The sequence below is a fragment of the Kitasatospora sp. NPDC042419 genome, from assembly GCF_056437345.1.
The window spans coordinates 79,993-105,793 of record NZ_JBWKAW010000023.1 but is presented as its reverse complement, the minus strand read 5'-3'; the positions used below and the strand labels follow the sequence as shown (position 1 = coordinate 105,793).

20 protein-coding genes are annotated in these 25,801 nt (G+C 75.8%); 9 read left to right on the top strand and 11 right to left on the bottom strand.

Translation table 11 applies throughout. The features are described from left to right. Positions 1 to 62 precede the first annotated feature (62 nt). The 4 genes from AC067J_RS32270 to AC067J_RS32255 all read right to left on the bottom strand — a co-directional run bounded on the left by AC067J_RS32270 (position 63) and on the right by AC067J_RS32255 (position 8,861). The gene (locus tag AC067J_RS32270) at positions 63 to 5,048 is read right to left on the bottom strand and encodes a hypothetical protein (RefSeq protein ID WP_478305262.1); all 4,986 of its coding nucleotides are present in this window, start codon (positions 5,046 to 5,048) and stop codon (positions 63 to 65) included. Then, positions 5,045 to 7,057, bottom strand: a complete 2,013-nt coding sequence (locus AC067J_RS32265) for a CHAT domain-containing protein (RefSeq protein ID WP_478305260.1) — start codon at positions 7,055 to 7,057, stop codon at positions 5,045 to 5,047. The genes AC067J_RS32270 and AC067J_RS32265 overlap by 4 nt, the downstream gene beginning before the upstream one ends. A 5-nt stretch (positions 7,058 to 7,062) precedes the next feature. Further along, entirely contained in the window at positions 7,063 to 7,668 is a 606-nt protein-coding gene (locus AC067J_RS32260; RefSeq protein ID WP_478305258.1) for a hypothetical protein, read from the bottom strand. A 128-nt stretch (positions 7,669 to 7,796) separates the two neighbouring features. Next, positions 7,797 to 8,861: a helix-turn-helix domain-containing protein gene (locus AC067J_RS32255; RefSeq protein ID WP_478305256.1), complete on the bottom strand. Its 1,065-nt coding sequence runs from the start codon at positions 8,859 to 8,861 to the stop codon at positions 7,797 to 7,799. Here AC067J_RS32255 and AC067J_RS32250 point away from each other — a divergent pair. Then, on the top strand, positions 8,854 to 9,801 hold the full coding sequence (locus AC067J_RS32250; RefSeq protein ID WP_478305254.1) for an SDR family NAD(P)-dependent oxidoreductase: 948 nt from the start codon (positions 8,854 to 8,856) through the stop codon (positions 9,799 to 9,801). The genes AC067J_RS32255 and AC067J_RS32250 overlap by 8 nt on opposite strands. 95 nt (positions 9,802 to 9,896) lie before the next feature. Here the strand turns inward: AC067J_RS32250 and AC067J_RS32245 are convergent, their stop codons facing one another. Further along, entirely contained in the window at positions 9,897 to 10,745 is an 849-nt protein-coding gene (locus AC067J_RS32245; RefSeq protein WP_478305252.1) for an SAM-dependent methyltransferase, read from the bottom strand. Between the two features lie 374 nt (positions 10,746 to 11,119). On the opposite strand from AC067J_RS32245, the gene AC067J_RS32240 reads away from it, so the two are divergent. The 5 genes from AC067J_RS32240 (at position 11,120) to AC067J_RS32220 (ending at position 16,071) form a co-directional block, all read left to right on the top strand. After that, the gene (locus AC067J_RS32240) at positions 11,120 to 11,563 is read left to right on the top strand and encodes an RrF2 family transcriptional regulator (RefSeq protein WP_478305250.1); all 444 of its coding nucleotides are present in this window, start codon (positions 11,120 to 11,122) and stop codon (positions 11,561 to 11,563) included. Positions 11,564 to 11,696: 133 nt separating this feature from the next. Further along, a complete protein-coding gene (locus AC067J_RS32235; RefSeq protein ID WP_478305248.1) occupies positions 11,697 to 12,911 on the top strand; it encodes a globin domain-containing protein in 1,215 nt (404 codons plus the stop codon). Positions 12,912 to 13,160: 249 nt separating this feature from the next. Then, positions 13,161 to 13,907: a (Fe-S)-binding protein gene (locus tag AC067J_RS32230; RefSeq protein WP_478305246.1), complete on the top strand. Its 747-nt coding sequence runs from the start codon at positions 13,161 to 13,163 to the stop codon at positions 13,905 to 13,907. Then, positions 13,904 to 15,403, top strand: a complete 1,500-nt coding sequence (locus AC067J_RS32225) for a lactate utilization protein B (protein WP_478305245.1) — start codon at positions 13,904 to 13,906, stop codon at positions 15,401 to 15,403. Before AC067J_RS32230 ends, AC067J_RS32225 begins: the two co-directional genes overlap by 4 nt. Next, a complete protein-coding gene (locus AC067J_RS32220) occupies positions 15,400 to 16,071 on the top strand; it encodes a LutC/YkgG family protein (RefSeq protein ID WP_478305243.1) in 672 nt (223 codons plus the stop codon). Before AC067J_RS32225 ends, AC067J_RS32220 begins: the two co-directional genes overlap by 4 nt. Before the next feature lie 10 nt (positions 16,072 to 16,081). Here AC067J_RS32220 and AC067J_RS32215 read toward each other — a convergent pair whose 3' ends face one another. Then, on the bottom strand, positions 16,082 to 16,492 hold the full coding sequence (locus AC067J_RS32215) for a PPOX class F420-dependent oxidoreductase (protein ID WP_478305241.1): 411 nt from the start codon (positions 16,490 to 16,492) through the stop codon (positions 16,082 to 16,084). Positions 16,493 to 16,639: 147 nt separating this feature from the next. After that, positions 16,640 to 17,467: a dimethylargininase gene (ddaH, locus tag AC067J_RS32210; protein WP_478305240.1), complete on the bottom strand. Its 828-nt coding sequence runs from the start codon at positions 17,465 to 17,467 to the stop codon at positions 16,640 to 16,642. A 643-nt stretch (positions 17,468 to 18,110) separates the two neighbouring features. On the opposite strand from ddaH, the gene AC067J_RS32205 reads away from it, so the two are divergent. After that, positions 18,111 to 18,893 carry an SGNH/GDSL hydrolase family protein gene (locus AC067J_RS32205; RefSeq protein ID WP_478305238.1) on the top strand — a complete coding sequence of 261 codons (783 nt, stop codon included), beginning with the start codon at positions 18,111 to 18,113 and terminating at the stop codon, positions 18,891 to 18,893. A 117-nt stretch (positions 18,894 to 19,010) separates the two neighbouring features. On the opposite strand, the gene AC067J_RS32200 is transcribed toward AC067J_RS32205, so the two are convergent. Further along, positions 19,011 to 19,472, bottom strand: a complete 462-nt coding sequence (locus AC067J_RS32200; protein WP_478305236.1) for a ribosomal maturation YjgA family protein — start codon at positions 19,470 to 19,472, stop codon at positions 19,011 to 19,013. Between the two features lie 101 nt (positions 19,473 to 19,573). On the opposite strand from AC067J_RS32200, the gene AC067J_RS32195 reads away from it, so the two are divergent. Together AC067J_RS32195 and AC067J_RS32190 are read left to right on the top strand one after the other, a co-directional pair. Next, complete coding sequence (locus tag AC067J_RS32195) at positions 19,574 to 20,716, top strand: winged helix DNA-binding domain-containing protein (protein ID WP_478305234.1); 1,143 nt, start codon at positions 19,574 to 19,576, stop codon at positions 20,714 to 20,716. A 372-nt stretch (positions 20,717 to 21,088) separates the two neighbouring features. After that, the gene (locus AC067J_RS32190) at positions 21,089 to 22,534 is read left to right on the top strand and encodes a DUF2252 domain-containing protein (protein WP_478305322.1); all 1,446 of its coding nucleotides are present in this window, start codon (positions 21,089 to 21,091) and stop codon (positions 22,532 to 22,534) included. 96 nt (positions 22,535 to 22,630) lie between these two features. On the opposite strand, the gene AC067J_RS32185 is transcribed toward AC067J_RS32190, so the two are convergent. Genes AC067J_RS32185 through AC067J_RS32175 form a run of 3 tightly spaced genes read right to left on the bottom strand, consistent with a single transcriptional unit; the run spans position 22,631 to position 25,592 of the window. Then, entirely contained in the window at positions 22,631 to 23,332 is a 702-nt protein-coding gene (locus AC067J_RS32185; RefSeq protein WP_478305232.1) for an alpha/beta fold hydrolase, read from the bottom strand. Positions 23,333 to 23,385: 53 nt separating this feature from the next. Beyond that, positions 23,386 to 25,032, bottom strand: a complete 1,647-nt coding sequence (locus tag AC067J_RS32180) for an MFS transporter (RefSeq protein ID WP_478305230.1) — start codon at positions 25,030 to 25,032, stop codon at positions 23,386 to 23,388. Then, a complete protein-coding gene (locus tag AC067J_RS32175; RefSeq protein ID WP_478305228.1) occupies positions 25,029 to 25,592 on the bottom strand; it encodes a helix-turn-helix domain-containing protein in 564 nt (187 codons plus the stop codon). Before AC067J_RS32175 ends, AC067J_RS32180 begins: the two co-directional genes overlap by 4 nt. Between the last annotated feature and the right edge of the window lie 209 nt (positions 25,593 to 25,801).

The window sequence follows — 25,801 nt, the reverse complement described above, 5'->3', positions numbered from 1 at the left end:
GGGGCGACCGGTGCGGACCGCGGCGGTCACGGCGGACAGGTCGGTCACGGCGGGCGGGTCGGTCACGGCAGCGTCCAGAGCGGCAGCAGGAGGTCGGTGGGCAGCGCGCTGAACAGGGCGGGGAGCGCGATGGTCGGCGGGCCGGGAGGCCGTAGCTGCTCCCGTACCAGTTCCCTGACGGCCGCGGCGGGGTGCACTCCGGTGACGAGCCCGTGGACGAACTGCCGCCGGGCCCGCTCGCTGTCGGCGGGGCGCCGCAGGAACGGGCCGATGGCCAGGACCGCGGTGTAGTCCCCCCGGGCGAGCACCTCCGCGGCGAACAGGTTGCGCCAGACGAGCTGGCGCATCGCCTCGTCGTGCGATCCGGGGTCGAGTGCCTCAAGGACGAGGACGGCCTGGGGAGGCGGCTGCCGTCCGAGGAACTCCGCGAGTCCCGCCGCGTCGCTCTCGCCCCGGGAATCCCAGCGGGCTCTCAGCTCGGCCCCCGACTCGATGAAGGTTCCCTGCAGGTGGACGAGCTGCGGGCCGATCGCATGGTCGTCGGAGCGCAGCCTGCGGGTCGGGTCCGCGACCCGGACGTACCGTTCTCCCTCGTAGAGCGGCAGCAGCGGCTGCATGGGCGCCCGGCTTCCGGTGTGTTCCCAGGAGCCTTCGGAGCGGGTCCTGGCGAGGACCCCGACCCGGACGGTGGAGGCGGGTCGGCGCCACAGGCCCGCCACGAACTGCCGGGGGCCGAGAGGCAGCGGCTCGCCGGGGAGCGCGTCCCGCCGGTGGCCGAGCAGGACCGCCCGGAGCCGGTCCAGCGCGGCCTGCTCCACCCGGCGCTCGCGCGGCCCCCGGTAGACGTAGCACCGGTCGGGCCGGAGCGCGAGCTCCGCCGTGGTGCCGGCGACGGCGGCCTCCCACGGGGCGGCGAGCAGGGTGCGCTCGTCCGCCGCGGCCTCCAGGCGGAGATCGCGGACCTCGCCGGGCACGGTCAGGCCGGCCAGTGCCCGGCGCACCAGGGTGCCGGCCTCCTCCGCCCAGGTCCGGACGTCGGACGACAGGGCCGCCTGGAGTCCGTCCGGGCTTCGCAGCCATTCGCCCGCGCGGGCTTCCGTCCGGTCCACGCCCACCCGGGCGCCGGGCCCCGTGGACACCAGGAGTTCGGCCCCGAAGTGGGGCGGCGCGGTCACGAACCGGCCCTCGACGGAGAGCACGAGGACGTGTTCCCGCCACTCGACGGCCGCCGCGTCGGTCCGGGGGTTGCCGGCCGAGGGGACGAACGCGGGCTCCGGGTCCAGGCCCAGCTCCTGGTACAGGCGGTCGGCGAACCCGACGAACAGGTCGATCTCGGTGTCGGAGGCGCCCCTGCGGATCTCCGTCCTGGCTGCCAGACCGGCGCATCGGGCCTTGGTGACACTGGGGGCGCGGTACTCCAGCAGGGCCCAGGCCCGGGTGACCGTCCGCCGGGCCACGTCGTCCCGCCCCCAGCGGAGCGCCCGCAGCGTCTGGTGGGTGAGGACCACGGCCGCCGCCTCGGGGGCGGCGGGGTAGGCCGAGGCCAGGTCGTCGGGGAGGTCCGGCGGGAGCGGCTCGATGTCGGTCGGGTCGGCGTCGAGCAGGTCGGCCGCTTCGAGGTCGAGGCAGTGCAGCCAGACCGCGCCCTCGGTCCGGGCCAGCACCCTCGCGCAGTCCCGGGCCAGCCGGACCGCCTCGTGGGGCCGGTCGAGCACGCGCAGAAGTTCGGCGAAGGTCAGTCCGAGGGCCGCCGTGTCGGGGTCGGCCGTCCACTCCGGCTCCGGCCGGCAGAGACCGGTCAGCCGGTCCGCGGTGGCCGCGGAGACGTTGAGCGGCCGACGCACGTCACGAAGGCGTTCCAGTGCCACGAGACGGGCCTCCGGCAGCCCCACCGGACCGAGCGCGTCGAGGAGTTCGCGCACCAGGTGCTCGTCCAGGGCGGGGCCCGCGACCACCAGCGCACCGAGCAGCCAGGACACCCGCTCGACCGGCGGCGCGGCCGACCTCGCCGCGGACTGCGGCCGGGTCAGCTGCCACGACGCGGCCTCGGACCACCAGGCGAGCTCGGCGAGGAGCGGGGCCGGGAGGTCGGGGGTGACGCCGTGCGGGGTGGGGCCCGCCAGCCGCAGCGCGCGGTGGATCAGCTCCGAGGCCTCGTGGCGGCTCCCACCGGCGATGACCAGCGCTCGCGCGGTCCGGGCCAGGAGGATCATCAACTCGTACTCGGAGGCGTCGCTCTCGCTCATGGCGTGCCGGAGCGGGAGTACCGCCTCGCCCGGCGCCCGCAGCGCGGCGTACGCCTCGCCGCGCGCCACCAGGGCCCGGTGGCGGTCCGCCCGGTCGCCCTCGTAGCGGTAGCCGCCGTCCAACGGGCCGCCCTCTGCGAGGACGAGACCGGGCCGGTGGAGCCGGAGCGCTGCCACGGCGGCCGACCCGGCCGTCCGGACACGCTGTTCGGGGTCGAGGTCGCCGTGGGCGGTCAGCACCGCTTCGGGGTGGCCGACGGCGAGGAGCAGCCGCAGGTACAGCCCAGGTTCGGTCCGCACGTCCAGCCGCGGCAGCCAGGCGGCCGCGTGGCCGACCCAGCCGGCGTCCAGCAGGCGCTCCACCGCCTCGACCGACCGCTCCGTCAGGGGGCCGTGGCCCGGCGTCGAGAGCCGGTCCGCCAGTTCGAAGGAGTCCTGGGCCCGGTCGCCGTCCCCCTGCGCCAGCAACGCGGCGCCGGTGACGTACAGCATCCGCACCGCCTCGCCGCGGTTCTCGGACCTCTGGTGCCGCTCGGCGCGCGCAAGCCGGGCCAAGGCCTCCTCGGCCCGGCCGAGCCGGACCAGCAGGGTGGCCGCGGAGACTTCCGCCACACCCATCGGTTCGGAGTACGGCAGCTCCGCCAGCAGGCCGGCGGCCTCGTCCAGCCGGGCGAGCCCGCGCTCCTGCTCGGCCCGGTCGGCGGCGTCCTCGGCGTGCCGGCCGAGCAGCAGCAGGGCTCCGACCCGGACGGCCGGGGGGACGTCCACCTCTTCCAGCAGCTCCGGGGACACCAGCCACTCCGCCAGTTCCAGCAGTTGCGGATCCCACTCCGCGGGGCCGCCCGGACCGAGCAGGAGGGCCCAGGCCGCGGCGCCGTCCTGCGGGTCCGCCGAGAACCGGTGGTAGAACTCCTCCAGCTTCCAGTGCTGCCAGCGGTGCGGCTCCTCCTCCGCCCGCCGGGCGAAGTACTCGGCGAGGTCGCGGTCGAGCAGCCTGAACACCTCGTGGTCGGCGAGCAGGCGGCGCAGCGGGCGGCGGACCGTCCGGTCCAGCACCAGGGCGTCCGGGTCGTCCGGGTCCCGGTCGACCCAGACGGCGTCGCCGGCGTACCGGGTGAGGGCCGCCCAGAGCGCGGGGAGCTCCCCTCCCTCGTCGGTGAAGCCCGGCACGGCCCGCAGGAAGATCGGGATGTGCAGTTCCTCGCGGTCGTCCAGCCCGGGGTCGTCCGCCGTGCCGCTCCCCCGGATGCCCAGGCGGAGGTGCGGGAGCATCACCTCCTCGACCACCCGCAGGGTGAGCCGCCGGGGGATCACCCCGTACCGGAGCAGCCAGCGGATCCGGTCGTCGTGGACCCGTTCCAGGACGCGGTCGATCGCGTAGAGCAGCCCGGGTCCCGAGGAGGCGCGGATCTGCTCGGCGGTGAGGTCGGCCGCCAGGTCGGCGAAGAGGGCGAGGGTGTACGGCAGGCCGTCGCTGCTCTCGACGACGGCCCGGCGAAGTTCCGGGTCGGCGACCTCGCGCACCTCGCGCAGGTACGCGTCGGCCTCCTGCGGGTCGAAGAGTTCCAGCCGCACCGGGACGGCGGGCAGCGGCAGGGCCTGCGCCAGGTCGTACCGGCCGGAGAGGACGATCCGCAGCCCGGGGGCCTCCAGGGCGCCGGACAGCACCTCCGCCAGGTCGCGGAGCTCCCCGCCGTCGCGGAGGAGGACCTCCTCCAGGGTGTCCAGGACCAGGACGGCCCGGGTGTCCCGGCGTCGGAGGGCCTCGGCGAGGACGGCAACGAAACGTCGCCGGATCGAGGCCCCCCGGTGTCCCAGGGCGGCACGCCCGGCGAGGCGCTCGGCGGCCTCCGGGCTGCGGTTCCTCGGGAGTGCCGCCAGGTCCTCGGCGTGCTCGTGGAGGAGTTCGTCGAACGGCGCGCCGGGGAGCTGCTCGTTCAGCTGTGCGGCGGCCTCCAGCAGGAGCAGTCCCGGGTGGGCGATCGCCAGGGCCGGGTCGCAGTGGTCGAAGTCCAGGTGGGCGCAGGGCACCGGGACCGGGCGATCCTGGCAGTGCCTGGCCATGAACCAGCGCAGCAGCATGGACTTGCCCGAGCCTCCGGTGGCGTGGATCCGCACGGCGGCCGGGCCGTCCTCCGCCAGCAGGGCCCGCAGCGGCCGTTCGGCGTCCTCGCGGCCGTAGTAGCCGGCGGACCGGTGGTACGCGGGCCGCCAGAGGGCGCGCGAGCGGACCCGGACGCGGGCCTCGGCGACCGTCAGGCCGAGCGGTACCGGGAGGAGCGGGGCGACCTGCGGGTCCGTGACGGCGTTCACGAGGTCCTGGCAGTAGGCCAGGTCGAGCTTCCGGTCGGCAGCGCCGAAGGCGGCGCGGAAGTCGCCCGGATCGAGCTCCCCCGCGATCGCGAGCTGTCGCAGGTAACCGGGTTCGTCGTCGGCTCCGGCGTAGTGGAGGGCCAGTGCCGATGCGAGCCGCCGGAGCGGATCGGGGGCCCGCCCGCTCGGCGGTTCACCGTGCCACCAGTCGTCCCAGCAGGCGAAGCGGAGCAGTTCGGCGATCCGGTGGTGCCCGGGCCGGGCGGCGTGTTCGAGCAGGCCGTGGCCGAGCAGGTCGGAGATCGCCACTGCGGCGCCACCGGTGAGGACCGTGCGGTACAGCTCGCCGGTGAAGTCGGGGACGACGCTGCAGTTCCGCAGGACGGCGCGCCATTCGGCGCTGATCCCGTCCAGGAGGACGCGCTCCAGCGGATCGCCCTGCCCGATCCGCTCGCCGAGTCCGTCGAACGAGGGCCGCCGATCGGTCATCGGGACCTCCGCCGCAGTCCGTAGATCTTCATTCCGTCGCGGAGCAGGCCGGGAGTCAGGCCTTGACGGCCGGCCAGGATCTCCATGATCACGTGCCAGTCGTGGTGGTCGTCCGCCGCCAGACCGCGCGCCCGGCCGTAGTCGCCGACCACGTCCTTGACCACGTCGGCCGCGAACGGGCCGAGCGGGATCGTCCGGGCGGTGTCGCGCAGCGGGTACGGCACCAGCTCCGACTCCTTCTCGTTCACGATCAGGACCACCCTGGCACGGGTCCCCGCCCGGACCGCCAGCGGTTCGATCAGGTGCGGGACGATCAGCTGCGGGACGGCCAGCCGTTCCAGTTCGCCGAGCCCGGCCAGGGCGAGGACCAGCCCGGACTCCTCGCCGAGCTCGTGCAGGGTGTCGGCGAGGCTGCGCAGTGCGGTGAACCGGCGGTCGGGGACGTGGCCGACGCTGTTCCCGGGCACGGTCTCCTGCCAGACGCGATCGGTCCCCAGGGACAGCCAGGGCCGCTCGTCGTCGGTCGTCCAGCGCTCGTGCAACTGCGCAAGCCGGTGTTCGAGCAGCAGGAGGTGGGGGCTCTGCGGGTGGTCCTCGCGCAGTTGCCGGACGATCACGCCGACCAGGTCCAGCCAGGTCGCGGTCCGGCCGAGTGCCCGCAGGTCGATCCAGAGCGTCACGGCACCGTTGCGGTGCCAGGTGTGCAGGGCGGACCGGACGAGGGTCGCCTTCCCGGTCGCCGGCCCGCCGGTGACGACGGTGACCGGTGCGGCCGGGCCCGTCGGCGCGAAGCCGTCGAAGAGCCGGCGCCGTTCGCCGACCCGGTCGACGGCGTGCCGCAGGTTCCACCTCGCGTCGGCGAAGCGGGCGTCGGCCTCCGCGGCGCTCCGCAGTGCGGCGGAGCGTTCGAGGGCCGCGGCGGGATCCGCCCGGACCGCGAGCAGCGGCCTGGCCCAGTCCGCCCGGTCCACGCGGGCCAGGAGCAGCGCGTGGCGGGCGGACCGCACGGCGAGGTCGACGGCCTCACCCCGGCCGAGGGCGGCGTAGAACTCCCCGGAGAACCGGCAGGCGGCCTCCGACTCGATGCTGCCGCTGATGGCGACCACGGCCGCCGCGCCCCCGTGCAGGAGGGCGGCCCGCAGCGGCTCGGCCGCCTGCCCTCCGGTGTCGCAGGCGTTGAGCACGACCAGGCGGGGCCGGTGGGCGGCGAGGAAGGCGCCGACGACGGGTGCGGTGATCTGCCAGGGCTCGCTCCGGGGCGGGCGGATCGTCAGCACACCCTGCTCCCCTCCCTCCCGCTGCTGGTGGCCGATGAAGTGCAGGACGTGCGGTGTCGTGCTCCTCAGCGCCGCGGCGAGTTCCTCGGAGGTGGGGGTGCGCACCACCTCGACGTGCCACTCGCCGACGCTGTCCCCGAGGCCGGCCCTGATCCGCCCGATCTCCTGGTCCGCCCTGATCATCGGATCCGTCTCGCCCACCACGACCAGTACGCGCAACGGTAGGTGCAGGGCGCGGAGCTCACAGGCGGCGAGGACGGACTTCGGCCGCTCGATCCGGGCGAAGGTGAGCCCCGGCCCCCCGCCGACGCAGAGCGAGGCGTCGTCCTCGGCGTCGGCGACCAGCTCCCAGGGCAGCGCACGGAGTCGCTGCGGCCGCACGTCCAGCAGGGCCAGGGCGGCGCGGCCCTCCGTGTGAAACCGCCGCACCTGGTCGATCCAGGGCCCGAAGAGGCCGGTCTTCTCCAGGGCTCGCCGCAACAGGCCCGCGACGGTCCGTACGTCCTCGACCAGCGGTGTGTCGGCCGCGAACACGTCCTGGCAGCAGAGCAGTTCCTCGGGAGGCAGGAAGTCCCCCGTGAACGCCCGGCCCTGGTGGAGCGAGCCGGGCAGGCCGCTCCCGTGGTCGGGGCCGACGGCGAGGAGGGTCGGATGGCCGCCGTCGGCCTCCGGTTCACCGATCCGGATCAGTGTCGTGAAGGGCGGGAGCCACCCCAGGGTGTCGGCGTCCACCTGGCTCAGCCGGCCCGCCGCTCCTGCAGCGCCCGCGCGAACTGCTCCAGTTCGACCATGCTCCACGATCTCGGTGCCGCCGCGGCCGGCCGGGCGCCTTGGGCTCCCCTCGGCAACTCGGCCCCCTGCCCGTCCGTGCCGCCGCGTTCGGCGTCGGCGCCGAGCGAGATGGCGGTCAGCAGCCCGTTCAGGATCTCGGTGTCGCCGCGCGCGGCCTCGGCCGCCGCGCCCTGCCGGCCGGCCTCGGCGCGCGCGGCCGCCGCTTCGTCCCGGGCCGCGTTCAGTGCGCCGCGCTGCACCGTCCCGCCGAACGCCAGTCCGGCGGCGGCGAAGACGATGGCCTCCAGCCCGGCGAAGAGGAACACCAGGCGGTCCCAGTTGGCGTCGCCGCGCTTCATGGCGAGGAAGACCATCATCGCCGTGTAACCGGCGAGCACCACGCAGATCAGGGCGTAGATCGTCCGGTGGATCGGCGGCGAGTCGGCGGAGGCCCGCGAACCGGCCGGCTCGCCCGGGCCCCCGTCCTGCCCCGGGCCCTGACCCTGCCCCGGGCTCTGGTCCCGCCCCGGCGCGGCCCTGCCCTCCCCGGCCCCGGCCTCCGTGTTCGGCATTCCGCGCACCCCTCTGTCCGCACAGGATCGTCCGGCGCTCCACTGCCCCCGCGCCGACGGTGAGGCGAGTATGCCAGAAACGGCCCGCCTCTCGATCTCCGCTGCCCACACGGTGAATTGGTGCGTCGTCAGTTCGATTCGCCAGGTGCGCCGGCGTCCGCTCCGCCCTCCCGCCGACGGTGCGTCGACCCCTCCCCGTCCAGACCGCCGCCGGGTTCCGCCGCAGGGTCCCGGCGGCGGAACTCGGCCGGGCCGCAGCCGTGGTGCTCACGGAACCGGCGGGTCAGGTGGGGGTGGTCGGTGAAGCCGGCGGCGGCCGCGATCTCGGCGAGCGGCAGCCGGGTCCGGCGGACCAGGTGGCCGGCGACATCCAGCCGGACCGCCGCCAGCTCGGCCTGGAAGGTCGTCCCGACCCGGGCGAAGGAGCGCTGGAGGGTTCGCGGTGCGACGCCCACGGCGGCGGCCAGCGCGGCGAGCCGCCAGCCGGCCGCCGGCTCCCGGGCGATCAGCTCACGCGCCGCGCCCACCAGGGCGTCGGCGGGCGGCGCGGCAGGCGGCCGCCGCGCGGGGACCGGCGACCGGCCGGGCGCGGGCGGGTCGGCGGCGGGCGACTCGTCCCAGCGCAGCCGCCAGCCCCGGACGGCGGGCGCCGCCCCCGGCCGCCAGGGCGCGTCGGGCGGCAGGACGGCCCCGCCGGGGGCGAGCAGCGCCACCTCGACCGGCCGCCCGGCCACGGCCGTCACGGCAGCGGTGTGCACGGCGCAGACGAACACGCTCTCGACCGGTACCGGATCCCGTCCCAGATAAGGAAGATGACGGACCGTCAGCACGCCTCGCCCGAGGGTCGCGCGGGTGCGGTGACCGGCATGGAGCCAGGGCTCGACCGGCCGTGAGCGGGCGACCAGTGCGGCCACGTCGGGCACCGTCATCAGTGCGCGCAGCAGCGGGTCACGGGGCTGTTCGAAGAGCAGTCGCCCGGCGTCCGACACGGCCTCGCGACCGCGGCCGAAGAGCGCGCCGAGCAGTTCCCGGTGCACGCCCTCGGGCACCGGCGCGCCCTCGGCGAGCAGCCGGCGGACCGTCCGTGCGGCCGGTCCGAGCGGCCCGGTCCCGTGCCGGAGCAGTGCGGTGAGCGCGGCGCCGGCCAGCTCCGGGTGGACGGTCCGCGCCATCTCGCGTACGGCGGTGGACACGGCGCGATGCTACCGGCGGCCGCGCCGGACCGGCGGGGTGGTGGTGGCGCGCTGGTACAAGCAGGCGCCCGTCTCCGGCGCCAGGCTGGCCGCCATGGACGTGAACGGAAAGCGCATCCTCGTCACCGGCGGCACCAGCGGGGTCGGCCTCGCCCTGACCGAGGCCCTCACCGCCGCCGGGGCCCTGGTGGTGACCTGCGGACGGCGGGCGGACCGGCCGGGAGCCGCCCTCAGGTCGTTCACCGCCGACCTCGCGGTGGCGGGCGAGGCGGTCCGGGTGGTGGACCTCGCCGCCGGGTTCCTCGGCGGACTGGACGTCGTGGTGGCCAACGCGGGCGTGCAGCACCTGATCGACCTGACCCGGGGCCCGGACCCCGAGGTGCTGGCCCTGGCCGAGCAGGAGCTCGCGGTCAACCTGCGGTCGGTGGTCGAGCTGGCCGCCGCGAGCTGGCCCCACCTCACGGGGGCCGCCGGACGGGCCGCCGAAACGGGCACCGGACGGGATTCCGGGCGGAGTTCCGGGCAGGCCGCCCGCCGTACGGGCGGGGTCGCCGTCGGCGGCCCGTCCGGCGGCCCCGGTCACGGGACCGCGTTCGTCGCCGTGACCTCGGGACTGGCGTACGCGCCCAAGAAGTCGGCGCCGGTCTACTGCGCGACCAAGGCCGCCGTGCACACCCTGGTCCGGTCGCTGCGCTACCGGGCCGAGGACGAGACGCCGTGGCTCCGGGTGCAGGAGGTGGTGCTGCCGCTGGTGGACACGCCGATGACGGCGGGCCGTGAAGGCGCCGCCCGGAAGATCCCGCCGGCCGACGCCGCCCGGGCGATCGTGCGCGGACTGGAGCGCGGCCGGCCGGTGGTCGCGGTCGGTGTCTCACGGACGCTGCTGGCACTGCTGCGGGTGCACCCGGGCACGGCGTACCGGATCCTGCGGAACAGCTGAGTCGAGCACACCGGACCGGTGTGGCCCCGCGGCCTCGCGGCCCCGCGGTCCGGTGTGCCGGGCAGTCCGCGGTCAGCGGTCAGCGGTCGGCCGGTTCAGCGCTTGACCGCCACGCCGCCGTACATCGCGATGTTCTCGTCCCGCACCGGCGCGGCGTCCGGGTCGGGGTTCCAGTGGTGGACCAGCGTGACACCGGGGTCGAGCAGGTCGTAGCCGTCGAAGAAGGCGAGGGTCTCGGCCCGGTCCCGGATCTGCAGCGGGATGCCCCGGGCGTTGTACTCCCGGCCGACGCCGCCGACGCCCACCGGGTCGGTGTCGCCGGTGAAGACGGTCAGGGCGAGGAAGCTGCCGGGGGCGAGTTCGTCCATCAGCCGCCGGACGATGCCCTGCGGGTCGTCCTCGTCCAGCACGAAGTGCACGATCGCGATCAGCGAGAGCGCCACCGGCTGGGAGAGGTCGAGCACCTCGCGCAGTCGCGGCGAGCCCAGGATCGAGTCGACGTCGCGCAGGTCGGCGTCCAGGTAGGCGGTGCGGCCCTCCGGGGTGCTGGACATCAGGGCGCGGGCGTGGGTCAGCACGATCGGGTCGTTGTCGACGTAGACGACCCGCGACTCCGGGGCGACGCCCTGGGCTATCTCGTGCACGTTGGGCGAGGTGGGGATGCCCGTCCCGATGTCGAGGAACTGCCGCACGCCGTGCTTCTCGGCCAGGTGACGGACCGCGCGCTCCATGAAGGTGCGGGTCGTCCGCATCGAGACCGGCAGGGCCGGCCAGGCCTTGACCGAGGCGTGGGCGGCGACCCGGTCCGGTTCGAAGTTGGTCTTGCCGCCGATGAGGTAGTCGTACACCCGGGCCGAGTGCGGGACGTCCATCCGCAGGTCGACCCCCGTCCAGTCGGACTGCTCCCCGCCCCGGTCACCTGAAACCCAGTCAGCGCGCGACATCCTCGCCCTCCCCTAACCCCGTTGTCGGTACAGTGTCACCCGGGCCCGCCCCGGCCATCGGCCTGGGCGGCGGACCCATGGTGCGCATGGTAACCGTAACCCGGGGGCGGCGTCGGCGAGTTCCACGCCCCCACCACGCCCCCGCCGCACCCCCTCCGCGCCCCTGCCGCACCCCGCCGGCCCGGACCGCACCGCCGTCCGCACCGGCCCCACGCCACCCGGAAGCCCGCCCGCACCCTGCCCGCACCACTGCCCGAGCGGGCAGCGCAGACAGCAGGCGGCGGGCGGCGCGGGCGGCGGGCGACGCGGGGCCGCGCCGCACCCCGCGTGCAGAAAATTGGAGTCCTGCAGTCGCATTCGCTAGCCTTTCGAACGTGAGGCTGACCAAGAGCACCGACATCGCCCTCCGCATCGCCATGCGGCTGGCTGTCCTCGACGAGGAGGCCAATCCGACCACCCGCGAGGTGGCCGAGGCGGTGGGCGTGCCCTACACCCACGCCGCCAAGGTGGTCAGCCGACTGCAGCACCTCGGCGTGGTGGAGGCGCGGCGCGGCCGGGGCGGGGGCCTGACCCTCACCACGGCCGGCCGGACCGGCTCCCTCGGGCTGCTGCTGCGCGAACTGGAAGGGGTGGGCGACGTGGTCGGCTGCGAGGACGAGCCGCCCTGCCCGCTGCGCGCGGCCTGCCGCCTGCGCGGGGTGCTGCGCACCGCACAGGAGGCGTTCTTCGCGACCCTCGATCCGCTCTCGATCGGCGACCTGGTGGCCGCCCCGACCGGGCCGGTCCTGCTCGGCCTCACCCGCAGACCCGCCGACTGACACCCCGCCCCACCTCGCCCCACCCCCGCGCCCCCGCACCCCTGCGGGACCCCGCACCACACGGCACCATCCCCGCCCGCGCATCCGCACGGGCAAAAATACGACTCTCAGATACCAATTTGGAGCGCCCCAGATGCTGTCCGCCAAGTCCGCCGAGGTCGTCGAAGCCACCCTGCCCGTCGTGGGCGGTGCGATCGGCTCCATCACCCCGCTCTTCTACGACAGGATGTTCGCCGCCCACCCGGAGCTGCTCCGCGACCTCTTCAACCGCGGCAACCAGGCCAACGGCAGCCAGCGGCAGGCACTGGCCGGCTCGATAGCCGCCTTCGCCTCCGCGCTGATCGCCGACCCCGACGGCCGCCCGGACGCCCTGCTCGCCCGGATCGCGCACAAGCACGTCTCGGTCGGCATCACGAACGACCAGTACCGGATCGTCCACGAGCACCTGTTCGCCGCCATCGTCGAGGTCCTCGGCGAGGCCGTCACCCCCGAGGTCGCCGCCGCCTGGGACGAGGTGTACTGGCTGATGGCCAACGGGCTGATCGCCGTCGAGGACCGGCTGCGCGCCGAGGCGGCCGCCGCCCAGCAGGGCGACCCGGCCGACCTCTGGCGCCCGTACACGGTGATCGCCCGCTACCAGGAGACGGACGACGTCACCACCTACCTGGTCCGCCCGGCCGACGGCCGCCCGCTGCCGCCCTCCCGGCCCGGCCAGTACGTCTCGGTGCGCGCCGAACTGCCGGACGGCGCACGGCAGATCCGCCAGTACAGCCTCTCCGGCGCCCCGGACGGCGCGCTCCAGTTCAGCGTCAAGCGCGCCACCGCCGACCGTCCGGACGCGCCCGCCGGCGAGGTCTCCAACCACCTGCACGACCACCTGAGCGCCGGGGACGTCCTCGACGTCGCGCCGCCGTTCGGCGATGTCGCGCTCGCCGACGGCGACGGCCCGGTGCTGCTCGCCTCGGCCGGCATCGGCAACACCCCGATGACCGCCATGCTGGCCCACCTCGCCGCCACCGGCTCCACCCGCCGGGTGGTCACCGTCCACGGCGACCGCGACCAGCTCTCGCACGCCTTCCGGGCCGACCTCGCCCAGCTCACCGCCAAGCTCCCGGCCGCCGAAGCCCACGTCTTCTACGAGCGGCCGCTCGGCGACTGGCCGGTCGACCGCACCGGCCTGGTCGACCTCTCGACGGTCGCGGTCCCGGCCGGGACCACCGCCTACCTGTGCGGGCCGCTGCCCTTCCTGCGCGCGGTGCGGGCGCAGCTGCTGGCGGCGGGCGTGGCGGCCGCCGACATCCACTACGAGGTGTTCGGCCCGGACCTCTGGCTCGGCCAGGACGCCTGAGCCCCGACCGCCCTCCGAACGCCCGACCACCGACACCCCGACACCCCGCCCCTCGCCGCCGCCCCGCACCGCCGACCGCGGCGGCGTGGTGCCCTGCCGCCCGGCCGGCCCGCTCGGTACGATCACCGACGGGCCGGCCGGGCCGGTGCCGGGCCGGCCGGGCCGGTCACCGGACCGGGCGCCGAGGTGACACCGGGGCACCACCAGGGCGCCACCGGGCGTCGTCGACCGAGGGCACGGGGAGGACCGTTGCGCGTCGCACTGTTCGCCACCTGCGTCAACGACGCGCTGTACCCGTCCACCGCGATCGCCACCGTGCGGCTGCTGGAACGGCTCGGCGTCGACGTCGACTTCCCCGCCGGGCAGAGCTGTTGCGGCCAGCCGCAGTACAACACCGGCTACCGGCGGGCCTGCGAGCCGCTGGTACGGCGCACGGCCCGGACGTTCGCCGGCTACGACCACGTGGTGACGCCCTCCGGCTCGTGCGTGGCGATGGTCCGCGACGCCTACCCCCGGATCGCCGCCCGCTCCGGACCCGAACTGGCCCGGGCCGTCGACGGGTTGACCCCCCGGGTGTACGAGCTGACCGAGTTCCTCACCGATGTGCTCGGCGTCGACGACGTCGGCGCCTGGTTCCCGCACACCGTGACCTACCACCCCTCCTGCCACGGACTGCGGCTGCTCGGCCTCGGCGAGCGGCCCCTGCGGCTGCTCCGGGCCGTCCGAGGCCTGGAACTGGTCGAACTGCCCGGCGCCGAGGAGTGCTGCGGCTTCGGCGGGACGTTCGCGGTGAAGAACCCCGCGGTCTCGGCGGCGATGGCCGCCGACAAGGTCCGCAGCGCCCTGTCCACCGGCGCCGAGGTGCTCTGCGGCGGCGACAACTCCTGCCTCCTGCACCTCGGTGGGACACTGCGCCGCCAGGACGCGCCGCTCCGCCCGCTGCACCTCGCCGAGATCCTCGCCAGCACCGAGGCCGAACCGTGGCGGGCGGCATGAGCACCTTCCTCGGCATGCCCGCCGTGCCCGCCCGGCTGCCCGCCTTCCCGGAGGCCGCCGCCGCTGCCACGGCCGACGAGCGGCTGCGCGCCAACCTCCGGCACGCCACCCGCACCATCCGGGAGAAGCGGGCCCGCGCGGTCGCCGAACTCGCCGACTGGGCCGAACTGCGAGCCGCCGCCAAGGCCGTCAAGGACCACACACTGCGCCATCTCGACCGCTACCTCGTCCAGTTGGAGCAGGCGGTGACGGCCGCCGGCGGCACCGTCCACTGGGCCGCCGACGCCGACGAGGCCAACCGGATCGTCACCGCGCTGGTCCGGGCGACCGGTGAGCAGGAGGTGGTCAAGGTGAAGTCGATGGCCACCCAGGAGATCGGCCTCAACGAGGCCCTGGCCGCCGCCGGGATCACCGCGTACGAGACCGATCTCGCCGAGCTGATCGTGCAGTTGGGCGAGGACCGCCCCTCCCACATCCTGGTCCCGGCGATCCACCGCAACCGCGGCGAGATCCGCGGGATCTTCGCCGACCGGATGGCCGACTGGGGCCGGCCCGCCCCCGAGGGGCTCACCGACGCGCCCGCCGAACTCGCCGAGGCGGCCCGCCTGCACCTGCGCGAGAAGTTCCTCCGCGCCCGGGTCGCCGTCTCCGGCGCCAACTTCATGGTCGCCGAGACCGGCACCCTGGTGGTCGTGGAGTCCGAGGGCAACGGCCGGATGTGCCTCACCCTGCCGCGGACCCTGATCTCGGTGGTCGGCATCGAGAAGGTGGTGCCGACCTGGCGGGACCTGGAGGTCTTCCTCCAACTGCTGCCCCGCTCCTCCACCGCCGAACGGATGAACCCGTACACCTCGTTCTGGACCGGCGTGGGGACCGGCACCCACGGGGGCAGCACCCGCGGGGGCGGCGAAGGGGACGGCGGGGGCGCCGGGCCGGACGACGGCGACGGCCCGTCCGAGTTCCACCTCGTCCTGCTCGACAACGGGCGGACGACCGCGCTCGCCGACCGGACCGGCCGCCAGGCGCTGCGCTGCATCCGCTGCTCGGCCTGCCTCAACGTCTGCCCGGTGTACGAGCGGGCCGGCGGGCACGCCTACGGCTCGGTCTACCCGGGACCGATCGGAGCCATCCTGACCCCGCAACTGCGCGGCATCACCACCGACTTGGACGCCTCCCTGCCGTACGCCTCGTCGCTCTGCGGCGCCTGCTACGAGGTCTGCCCGGTGGCCATCGACATCCCTGAGGTCCTGGTCCACCTGCGCGAGAAGGTCACCGGCCGACGCGGGCACCGGCTGGAGCGCGCCGCCATGGCCGCCGCCACGTACGTCCTCGACCACCCGGCCCTGCTCCGGACCGCCGAACGGGCCGCCGCCCGGACCCGCCGGCTCCACCCGCGCCGGCTCCCCGGCCCCGGCCGCGCCTGGACGGACACCCGCGACCTGCCGGCCGTCCCGCCCGAACCGTTCCGCGACTGGTGGCGGAGGAACCGCACATGAACGAGCAACCGTCCGGCAGTTCAAGGGAGTCGATCCTGTCCAGGATCCGCGCCGCGGTCCGCGACGACACCCGCCCGGCGACCGAGGCACCCGTCCCCCGTGACTACCTCCGCAGCCACGTCCCCCCGGACGACCAGGACGCGCTGCTCGACCTGCTCCACCACAACCTGGCCGACTACCGCGCCCTGGTCCACCGCTGCACCGTCGACCGCCTGCCCGAGGTGATCGGCGGCCTGCTCGACGCCCGGGGCGCCCGGACCGTGGCCGTCCCACCCGGCCTCCCGCCCGAGTGGACCTCCGCCGCCCGGGCCCGACCCCTGCCGGACGGCGGCGCGGAGGGAGCCCTCACCGCCGCCCGGCTGGACACCGTCGACAGCGTGGTGACCGGCTGCGCGCTGGCCATCGCCGAGACCGGCACGCTCGTCCTGGACGCCGGACCGGGCCAGGGCCGGCGGCTGCTCAGCCTCGTCCCGGACCACCACGTCTGCGTCGTGCTGGCACCCGGGCAGGTCGTCGCCTCCGTCCCGCTCGCCCTCCCCCGGCTCGACCCCGTCCGCCCGCAGACCTGGATCTCCGGCCCGTCCGCCACCAGCGACATCGAGCTGAGCCGGGTGGAGGGCGTCCACGGCCCGCGCACCCTGGAGGTGGTCCTGGCCACTCCGCGGTGACGGCCCGGGCTCACCGGACGTCGCGCGCGGAGGTCCCCCTCTCCTCCAGGTTCCAGGCGACGACCCGTCGCGGGTGGACGCGGATGATGTCCCGGCTGAAGAAGTCGGGTGCCACCGGGGGCACGTCCACCGTCAGCGTCTCGGCGCGTCCCCTGATCTCGACGCCGCGCCCCCACCCGCGGGCGACCGGGTCGTCGGCCGGGGCCATGTCGTCCACCAGCACGGCGACGTCGGGGCGGGCCTGCGCGTTCCGGTACTTCCGGCTGTCGGCCATGTCGGGCCCGCCGATGTCGATGGTGCCGTCGCCGTTGAGCCGGAAGCCCACCGGACGGACCTGAGGGTCTCCGTCGGGGCCGATGGTGGCCAGGCGGGCCAGCGGCTGGGCGGCCAGGTACTCGAATTCCCGCTCGGTGAAGATCATGCGGCCGACCCTAGGACCTCAAGCGCGGTTGAGGTCAAGGCCGCCGCCGGCCGGCTCCGGGGCGGGTGCCGGACCGCCGGGCCGGGCCGGGCTACGCAGCCCGGCCCGACCCGTCCTGGCCCGTCCCGGCCCCGGCGGCGTCCCCGTTCAGGCCTGGCGCAGCTCCAGGGTGCAGCACTTGGGACCGCCGCCGCCCTTGAGCAGCTCGGAGACGTCCACCGGCACCGGCTCGTACCCGTGCTCGGCCAGCCGGGCGGCCAGCGCCTTGGCCGCCTCCGGCAGCAGTACCCGCCGGCCGTCCGAGACGGCGTTCAGCCCGAACACCTCGGCGTCGGCCCGGTCCGCGAGGATCGCGTCCGGGTAGAGGCTGCGCAGCAGCGCCTGACTGTCCGGGGTGAAGGCGTCCGGGTAGTACATGACCTGGTCGTCGTCGAGGACGGCGAGCGCGGTGTCCAGGTGGTAGAAGCGCGGGTCGACCAGGGTCAGGCTGAGCACCTGCACGCCGAAGAGGGCCCGGACCTCGGCGTGCGCGGCCGGGTCGGTGCGGAAGCCCGTGCCGGCCAGCACCCGGCGGCCGGCCACCAGGTGGTCGCCCTCGCCCTCGTTGACGTGCCCGGCCCGCCGCACCTCGCGGTAGCCGCCGGCCTGGAACCACGCCTCGTGGGCGTCGGACTCGCCGGCCCGCTCGGGGTGCCGGAAGGTGGCGACCAGCGCCCGGCCGCCGAGCACGGTCGCCCCGTTGGCGGTGTAGACCATGTCGGGCAGGCCGGGCAGCGGCTCGATCAGCTCGACGGTGTGGCCGAGCCGCTGGTAGAGCGCGCGGAGCCGCTCCCACTGGAGGACCGCGAGGGCGGTGTCGGTGGGCTGCGACGGGTCCATCCAGGGGTTGATCACGTAGTCGACGGTGAAGTACGTCGGCCGGCACATCAGGTAGCGCCGCGGCCTCGCGGCGCGCTCCGGGGTTCGGTTCGGCATGCGGCGACCTCCGCCGTCCGGGGATGAGGGTTCGGGATGCTCGGTACGCGGTGCGGGTGCACGGTGCTCGGTGCTCGGTACGCGGTAGGCGGTAGGCGGTACGGGTGCTCGGTACGCGGTGCGGGGTGCAGGTGCTCGGTGCGGGGCGCTCGGCGCCCGGTGCGGATGGTGGCTGCCGGAGGCGCCGTTCGGCGAGGCGCGCGGTGCGCACCCGCGGTCCAGAGGGCGGCTGCCCGGGCAGCCCCGTTGGCACACCCGCGCGGGCGCTCCGGGCGACGCAACCCCCCGCGCACCCGGCGCGTCCCCCGGCGCGTCCTCCGGCGCACGGGGAGCGCACGTGCCCTGCTCCGCCGGACGCGGTGCGGCCCCTCCGACGGGCCCGGCCGGGCGGCCGGGCCCGTCCGGGACCGCCACGGCGGGCCGGAGTCCGGAAGGGGGACGCGGTCCCGCGACCTCCGCAACCGGGCGCTCCCGCCCGCGCGCTGACCGGACGTCAAGGGGGTCCCCGATCACCCGACGGACCCGTCCGCCACCCCTCACCCGCCCTCGGACGGGCACGCGGACCGTACGTGGCCGATCTCACGTGCCGCAACCGCCCACCTACGGTGGCGTAGGTCACTTGAGACAGTGAACTATCTCTTTCATGCCGAACCTCCAGGAGACTCTTGACCTCAGTTCGTACGTGGCCCTCGGGGACAGCTTCACCGAAGGCCTGAACGACCCCGGCGTCGGCGGTGCCTTCGCCGGCTGGGCCGACCGGCTCGCCGGCCTGCTCGCCGACGGGCGTCCGCCGGGCGGCTTCCAATACGCCAACCTCGCGGTGCGCGGCCGACTGCTCGACCAGATCGTGGCCGAGCAGGTGCCGCAGGTCCGGCGCATCCGGCCTGACCTGGTCACCTTCTGCGCCGGCGGCAACGACATCCTGCGCCCCGGCAGCGACCCGGACGAGGTGGCCGAGCGGTTCGAGGCCGCCGTGGTCCAACTCGCCGAGGCGGCGGGCACCGTACTCATCTGCACCGGCTTCGACACCCGGGGGGTGCCGCTGCTGAAGCACCTCCGCGGCAAGATCGCCACCTACAACAGCCACATGCGGGCCGTCGCCGACCGGCAGGGCTGCAAGGTGGCGGACCTCTGGTCGCTCCGCGCCGTCCAGGACCGCCGCGCCTGGAGCGAGGACCGCCTGCACCTCTCCCCGGAGGGCCACCAGCGGGTCGCCCTGCTGGCCGCCCGTTCGCTGGGCCTGCGCACCGAGCAGGACCCGGAGGCCCCGTGGCCGACCGTGCCCGTCCTCTCCCCCGCCGAGCAGCGCCGGGAGAACCTGCAGTGGGCCCGCGAGTACCTGATCCCCTGGGTCGGCCGCCGCCTGCGCGGCGAGTCCTCCGGGGACCACGTCGAGGCCAAGCGGCCCGAGCTGATGCCCCTCTGACGACTCGTCAGGCGACCGGCCCCGCCTGCCGGGCCGCCGGGGGAACCCCTCTGCGGCCCGGGGCCGTCGGAACCGCCGACGGCCCCGAGCCGGCGCCCGTCCCACGTCCCCGGGCGCTCAGGCCCGTCGGCCGGCCGGCCCGGCCACCCTCGCCGCCGCCCTCGCCGCCGCCCGCGCCGCCGCCCGAGCCCTCGCCCGAGCCCTCGCCCAGGCGTGTACGAGGGCGGCCACGCCTGCGCCGACCAGGTACCAGACCAGGTCCGGCGCGTTGAAGGTGGACCCGAGCACCAGCCGGGCGAGCGCACTACGGCGGGCCAGGTCGTCCGGGACGCCGGTGAGCTGGAACAGTTCGACGGCCCAGCTCAGCCCGGCCGCCCAGGCCGCGACCGCCGCCGGGCGCAGCCGCGGGGCGAGGAACACCACCAGCGCGTACACCAGCACCGTGTACAGCGCGTCCCCCGCGTACTTGGCTGCCTCACCGCCGGCCACGGCCCGCACCCCCAGCCCGGCCGCCACCGTCACCACCGCCGCCGCCCCTGCCCACGCGCGCACGGCGCCCCACCCTCGAAGATCATCCATCCCGGTACCCTAGTCCGACGGCCGGGGGGCTCCGCGAACGCCGCCGCCCGGGTCCAGGACACGCGGGACACGCAGGACACGAGGGACGGGACGGCCACCGCATGGGAACCACCGCACGGGAGCTCAACCGCTCCACGCTCGCCCGGCAGTTGCTGCTGCGGCGGGAGCCGCTCGACGCCGTCGAGGGAGTGCGGCGCGTGGTCGCGCTCCAGGCCCAGCAGGCCGCGTCGCCCTACCTCGCGCTGTGGAACCGGCTCACCGGCTTCGACCCGGCCGACCTCGACGCCGCCTTCACCGGCCGCAGCGTCGTCAAGTCCACCCTGATGCGGATCACCCTGCACGCCGTCCACGCCGACGACCACCGGGCCTTCCGCGAGGCGGTGGATCCGACGCTGCGCGCCTCCAGGCTCGGCGACCGCTTCACCGCGTCGGGGCTGACCGCCGAGGACGCCGCCGTGCTGGTCCCGGAACTCCTGGCCTTCACCGACCTGCCCCGGACCGGCCCGGAGTGCGAGGCGTGGCTGGAGCAGCGGCTGGGCGCCCCGCCGCAGCCCGGAGCGTGGTGGGGGCTGCGGCACCTCACGCCGCTGCTGCACGCCCCGACCGCACACCCGTGGTCGTTCGGCCACCGCCCCTCGTACGTCGCTCCCCCGGTCCGGCCGGCGCTCGCCGACCCGGAGGCGGCCGCGGCCTCCCTGCAGACGCTCGTCCGGCGCTACCTCGAAGGGTTCGGACCGGCCTCGGTGGCGGACGTCGCCCAGTTCGCGCTGGTCCAGCGGTCCAGGGCCAGGACGGCCCTCCAGGCGATGGCCGGTGGGCTGGTGCGGTCGGAGGGGCCGGACGGCGAGGAACTGTTCGACGTCCCCGGGGCGCCGCGCCCGGACGGGGACACGCCGGCACCGCCCCGGCTGATGGCCATGTGGGACAGCGTCCTGCTGGCCTACTCCGACCGCAGCCGGATCATCCCGCCCGAGTACCGCACGCTCGTCATCCGCAGGAACGGCGACGTGCTGCCGACCGTGCTGGTCGACGGGTACGTCGCCGGCGTGTGGCGCCCGGCCGGAGGGGGGATCGAGGTGAGCGCCTTCCACGAACTGCCGGACGACGTCTGGGAGGGACTCGCCGCCGAGGCCCGGTCGCTGACGGCGTTCCTCGCCGACCGCGAGCCCGCCGTCTACCGCCGTTACGACAACTGGTGGAGCAAGCTCCCGGACGTCGGCGCCCGGCTGCTCCCCGGAGGATGAGACGGCGGGCCGGACCTGCCGTCCCACCGGCCCCGTGGGCACCCGCACCACCGCGGCCACCGGGTTCGAGTTCGTCGACCTGCGCGACGTCCTGGACGCCATCGACGACGGAGCCGGCCGGCCGGCGGGCCGGCGGGCGGGCGGGCGGCGCCAGGGAGGACGGCCCCGCCCCCGCCGACCTGCGCCGACCCGCACCGGCTCCGGCCGTCCTCCGCGCGGCACCCCGGAACCAACTCCTCCCCGCCCCGCGTCCCTCCCTCCCGGCGGGTCGCGGCTGCGGCCCGGTAGCCTGCTGGCCGGTCCGCGTGGGACCGGGTCCGCGCGGGTCGCGGGCGGGAACGACGGAGAACAGGGCGGGGCACAGTGACACAGCTGACCGATGCGGTGAACGGGTCCGGCGTGCCGGCGGACGGGACGGACGCCGGGCGGGGCCACGGCCGGCGGTTCACCGTCGAGGGCTTCGCGCCGCGCCAGGACGGCCGGTCCCGCGACCGCGGCAAGGAGCTGCGCACCCGCACCCCGCGCGAGCGGCACTCCGAGTTCGCCCCCTCCGACGACCGCCCGAGCGCCGTCGAGGCGATCGAGGCCTCCAACGCCGGCCGCCTCGGCGACCTGGTGCCGATCCGGCTCGGCCGGATGGCCGCCACCCCGTTCGCCTTCCTGCGCGGCTCGGCGGGCCTGATGGCCGCCGACCTCGCGGCCACCCCCACCAGCGGGATAGCCGCCCAGCTGTGCGGTGACGCGCACGCCGCCAACTTCGGCCTGTACGGCGACGCCCGCGGCCACCTGGTGATGGACATCAACGACTTCGACGAGACCGTCCCCGGCCCGTGGGAGTGGGACCTCAAGCGCCTCGCCACCAGCCTGGTGCTGGCCGGCCGCGAGGTCGGCGCGGACGAGACGACCGCCCGCAAGGCCGCGTTCGACGCGGCGGGCGCGTACCGCCGGACCATGCGCACGCTCGCCAAGCTGCCCGCGCTGGACGCCTGGAACGCCGTCGCCGACGAGCAGCTCGTCCCGTTCGCCCAGGCGCACGACCTCGCCGAGGTCCTGGAGCGGGTGGGCGCCAAGGCGCTCGGCAACACCAGCGCGCGCTTCGCAGCCAAGTCCACCGTCCGGACGGAGGACGGCGGCCTGCGGTTCACGGCGGCGCCCCCGGTGCTCAGCGAGGTGCCGGACGCCACGGCCACCGCCGTCGCCACCGCGCTCGGCCCGTACGTGCGGACGGTGCCGGCCGAACTGCACCCGCTGCTCTCCCGCTACCGGGTGCAGGACGTGGCGTTCCGGGTGGTGGGCACCGGCAGTGTCGGCACCCGCTCGTACGTGGTGCTGCTGACCGACCACCGCGACCAGCCGCTGGTGCTCCAGGTGAAGGAGGCGCGGCCGTCCGTGCTGCTGCCCCACCTGGCCCGCGCGGGCTACCCGGTGACGGCGCCGGACAGCCACGAGGGCCGCCGGGTGGTGCTCGGCCAGAAGCGCATGCAGGTCGTCAGCGACACCCTGCTCGGCTGGACCACCGTCGACGGGCTCCCCTACCAGGTGCGGCAGTTCCGCAACCGCAAGGGCAGCGTGGACCCGGCGGCGCTGCTGCCCGCCCAGCTGGACGACTACGCCCGGATCACCGGCGCCCTGCTGGCCCGGGCCCACGCGCACACCGCGGACCCCGGCCTGATCAGCGGCTACTGCGGCAAGAACGAGGTGCTGGACGAGGCGGTCGCCGCGTTCGCAGTGGCGTACGCGGACCGCACCGAGGCGGACCACGCCGAGCTGGTCACGGCGATACGGGCCGGCCGCCTCCAGGCCGAGCACGGGGTCTGACCATCCCCCGCGCCCGCTCCCCGCGCCCCGCGCGCTCCTGCTCCCGGACCCGCTCCTGACCCTGCTCCCGGACCCGCTCCGCCGACCGTCGGGCCGTCAGACCCGCCGGCCGGCGGGGTCCAGGAAGGGCGCGACCGCGGCGACGAACTCCGCCGGCCTGGTCCGGTGCACCAGGTGCCCGGCCTCGACGGTGACCAGCCGCGCGTCCGCGAGCAGCCGGACCAGCTCCGCGATCCGGTCCTGGGGGACGTGGCTGGCCGGTCCGCCGGCCACCACCAGGGTGGGGGCGGTGATCGCCGTCATCCGCTCCAGCCAGCGCGGGTCCGGCCGGTCGATCCGGCCCTTGACCGCCTTCACCACCGCCCAGTCGAAGTCGACCGGACCGGCCGGCGCGTCGGCCACCGGGGTCGCCGGGCGCGGGTACGGGGCCGGGACGTCCTCCAGCACGAGCCGGGCGACCCGCTCGGGCTGCTCCTGGGCGACCAGGTAGGCGACCACGCCGCCCATCGAGTGGCCGAGCAGGTCGACCCGCTCCAGCCCCAGCGCGTCCAGGAAGGCGAGCACGTCGTCGCGCATCGACTCCAGGTCGTAGCGGCCCGGCCGGCCGCTGTCGCCGTGGCCGCGCAGGTCGAGCGCGAATACGCGGTGGTGCGGGGCGAGGCCCGGCAGGACGTCGTCCCAGTCGGCGGCCCGCTCGCCGAGCGCGTGCAGCAGCACCAGCGGCGGTCCGTCGACCGGGCCGCTCTCCCCGTAGGCGAGGGAGAGTTCCGGCAGTTCGACGATCCGGTGAGCAGTCATGCCGATCACCGTACGACTCCCCCGCCCACCGCGGCCGGGCGTTCGCCCAGCGCTCAAACCCCCGGCGCCGGACCGGACGCCGAGCCCACCTCCGGCCCCCGGCCCGCCGCCCCGGCCGCCCCGCTCGCCCCCTCCGCCGGACCGCCGGACCGCGCAGCACCGGCCTCCGCCTCGCCGCCCCGCGCCTCGCCGTCCTTCGCCTCCCCGTCCTTCACCTCGCCGTTCCTCACCTCGCCGTTCCTCACCTCGCCGGCCTTCACCTCGCCGGCCCGCGCCGTCGCCCGCCCCGCGAGCACCGACGCCAGCACCGCCAGCCCGGCCAACGCCGCACACACCGCGGTCGCCCACGCGTACGCGGCCCGGTGCCCGCCGCCCCCGCCCGTCGCCCGCAGGTAGACGCCGGAGAGCGCGGAGATGCCGACCGCGGCCGCGATCCGCTGCGCCATCTGCAGGATCGCCCCGCTCACCCCGGCCGCCTCGGCCGGCGCGTGGCGCAGCACGTACGCCTGGTTGGTCGCCGTCATCACCCCGACCGCCGCGCCGCCCAGCAGCTGGAGCAGCGCGAGCAGCCACGGCAGCGAGCCGGTCGGCGCCCAGTGCGCGACCAGACCGCTGGCCAGCATCACCAGCGCCGATCCGGTCATCCCGGCGGTGACGGTGCGCCGGCCGAACCGCTGCACCACCCGCCAGGCGAACGCCGAGGCGAACCCCATGGCGACCGCCGAGGGCAGCGAGACCAGGGCCGCGCCCATCGGCGACAGCCCGAGGCCGTCCTGCAGGAACATCGTCAGCACCAGCCCGGCCGCCAGCGAGGAGCCGAACTGGGCCATCGCCACCGCCGTACCGAGCGCGTACGGCGCCGAGCGGGTCAGCGCCGGGTGGATCAGCGGGTGGCCGCCGGCCCGGGCGTAGCGACGCTGCCACCAGGCCAGCGCGCCGAGCAGCAGCACGGCCGCGGCGGCGAACGCCAGTCCGCCGGTCCAGCCGGGCGGCTGGACGAACGGCAGCATCAGCGCGAGGGTCAGCGCCGCGACCAGCAGCAGCCCGACCAGGTCGAGGTCGGCGTGCCGGGCGCTGGGGCGCGGGCGGGGCAGGTAGCGGGCGGCCAGCAGTACGGTGGCCAGCCCGAACGGGACGTTGAGCAGGAAGGTCAGCCGCCAGCCGTACTCCGGCCCGACGGCGGCCAGCACCGCGCCGCCGACGGGCGGGCCGAGCGCGAAGGCGAGCCCGCCGGTGACGGCGTACAGGCCGAGCGCGCGGGCCCGCAGCTGACCGCCGAACACGTCCTGGAGGGTGCCGATCATCTGCGAGTTGACCAGTCCCGCGCCCGCGCCCTGGAGCAGCCGGGCGGCGACCAGCAGCCACGGCTCGGTGGCGGTCGCGGAGAGCAGGCTGGCGACGGTGAACAGGGCGAGTCCGGAGACGAAGAACCACTTGCGGCCCTTGACGTCGCCGAGCCGCCCGCCCGGTATCAGCGCCAGCCCGAAGGCGAGGGAGTAGCCGGCGACGATCCACTGCAGGTGGGCGGGCTGGGCGTGCAGCGACTCGCGCAGTGCGGGGATCGAGGTGTTGAGCACCGACTGGTCGAGCAGGGTGGTGAACCCGCCCGCGACGCAGACCAGCAGCACGCGCCGGCCTGCCGCGTCGAACCGCTCCTTGACCGGGGGCGCGGGTATCGCGCCGTCGGCGGTCGTCGTCATGGGACGACCACCACCAGCACGTACCGGGCGTCCGCCGGGCCGGGGCAGCGGAAGCGGGTGGTCTCGGCGACGAACCGCAGGCAGTCGCCGGCCTCCATCGGCTGGGCCTCCCCGTCGACGGTCAGCTCCAACCGGCCCTCCAGCAGCCAGAGATGGTGCTCCAGGCCGGGCACCGAGGGCCGGTCGTAGGCGATGTCGGCGCCGGCCGGCAGCCGTCCCTCCACGATCTCGGCGCGCAGCGAGCCGTGCGGTGGCGAGACCGAGCGCCGGACGAAGCCGGTCGCCTCGTCCCGCCAGACCAGCTGGTCCTCGCCGCGCACCAGGCGGGCGGGCGCCGACTCCACCTCGGCGAGCAGGCGCGACATGGTCCGCCCGTACACGGCGCAGAGCCGCCCGAGCAGTGCCGCCGTCGGGCTGACCTCCGCCCGTTCGACCCGCGACAGCGTCGACCGGCTGACGTCCGCCCGCCGCGCCAGCTCCTCCAGCGTCCACCCGCGTTCGACCCGCAACTCGGCCAGCCGCTCCGCCAGCCGCTCGTCGGCGGCCGTCTCGATTCCCATATCCGTGATGCTATCCCGGATCCGGGACGCGGCCGAGGGGTCCCGGAGCGGCCCGGTGCCGAGGCCGCCGGGCAGCGCCACCGCACCGGCCCGGGCGGGTGGCGTACGCCCCGCGGCGGACCGGTGGGCGGGGCCCGTGGTCCCCGGCCCGTACGCCCAGGGGTGCACTGACGTGCCGTCAGTCTCGTTCTGTGCGTGGACGACCTCCC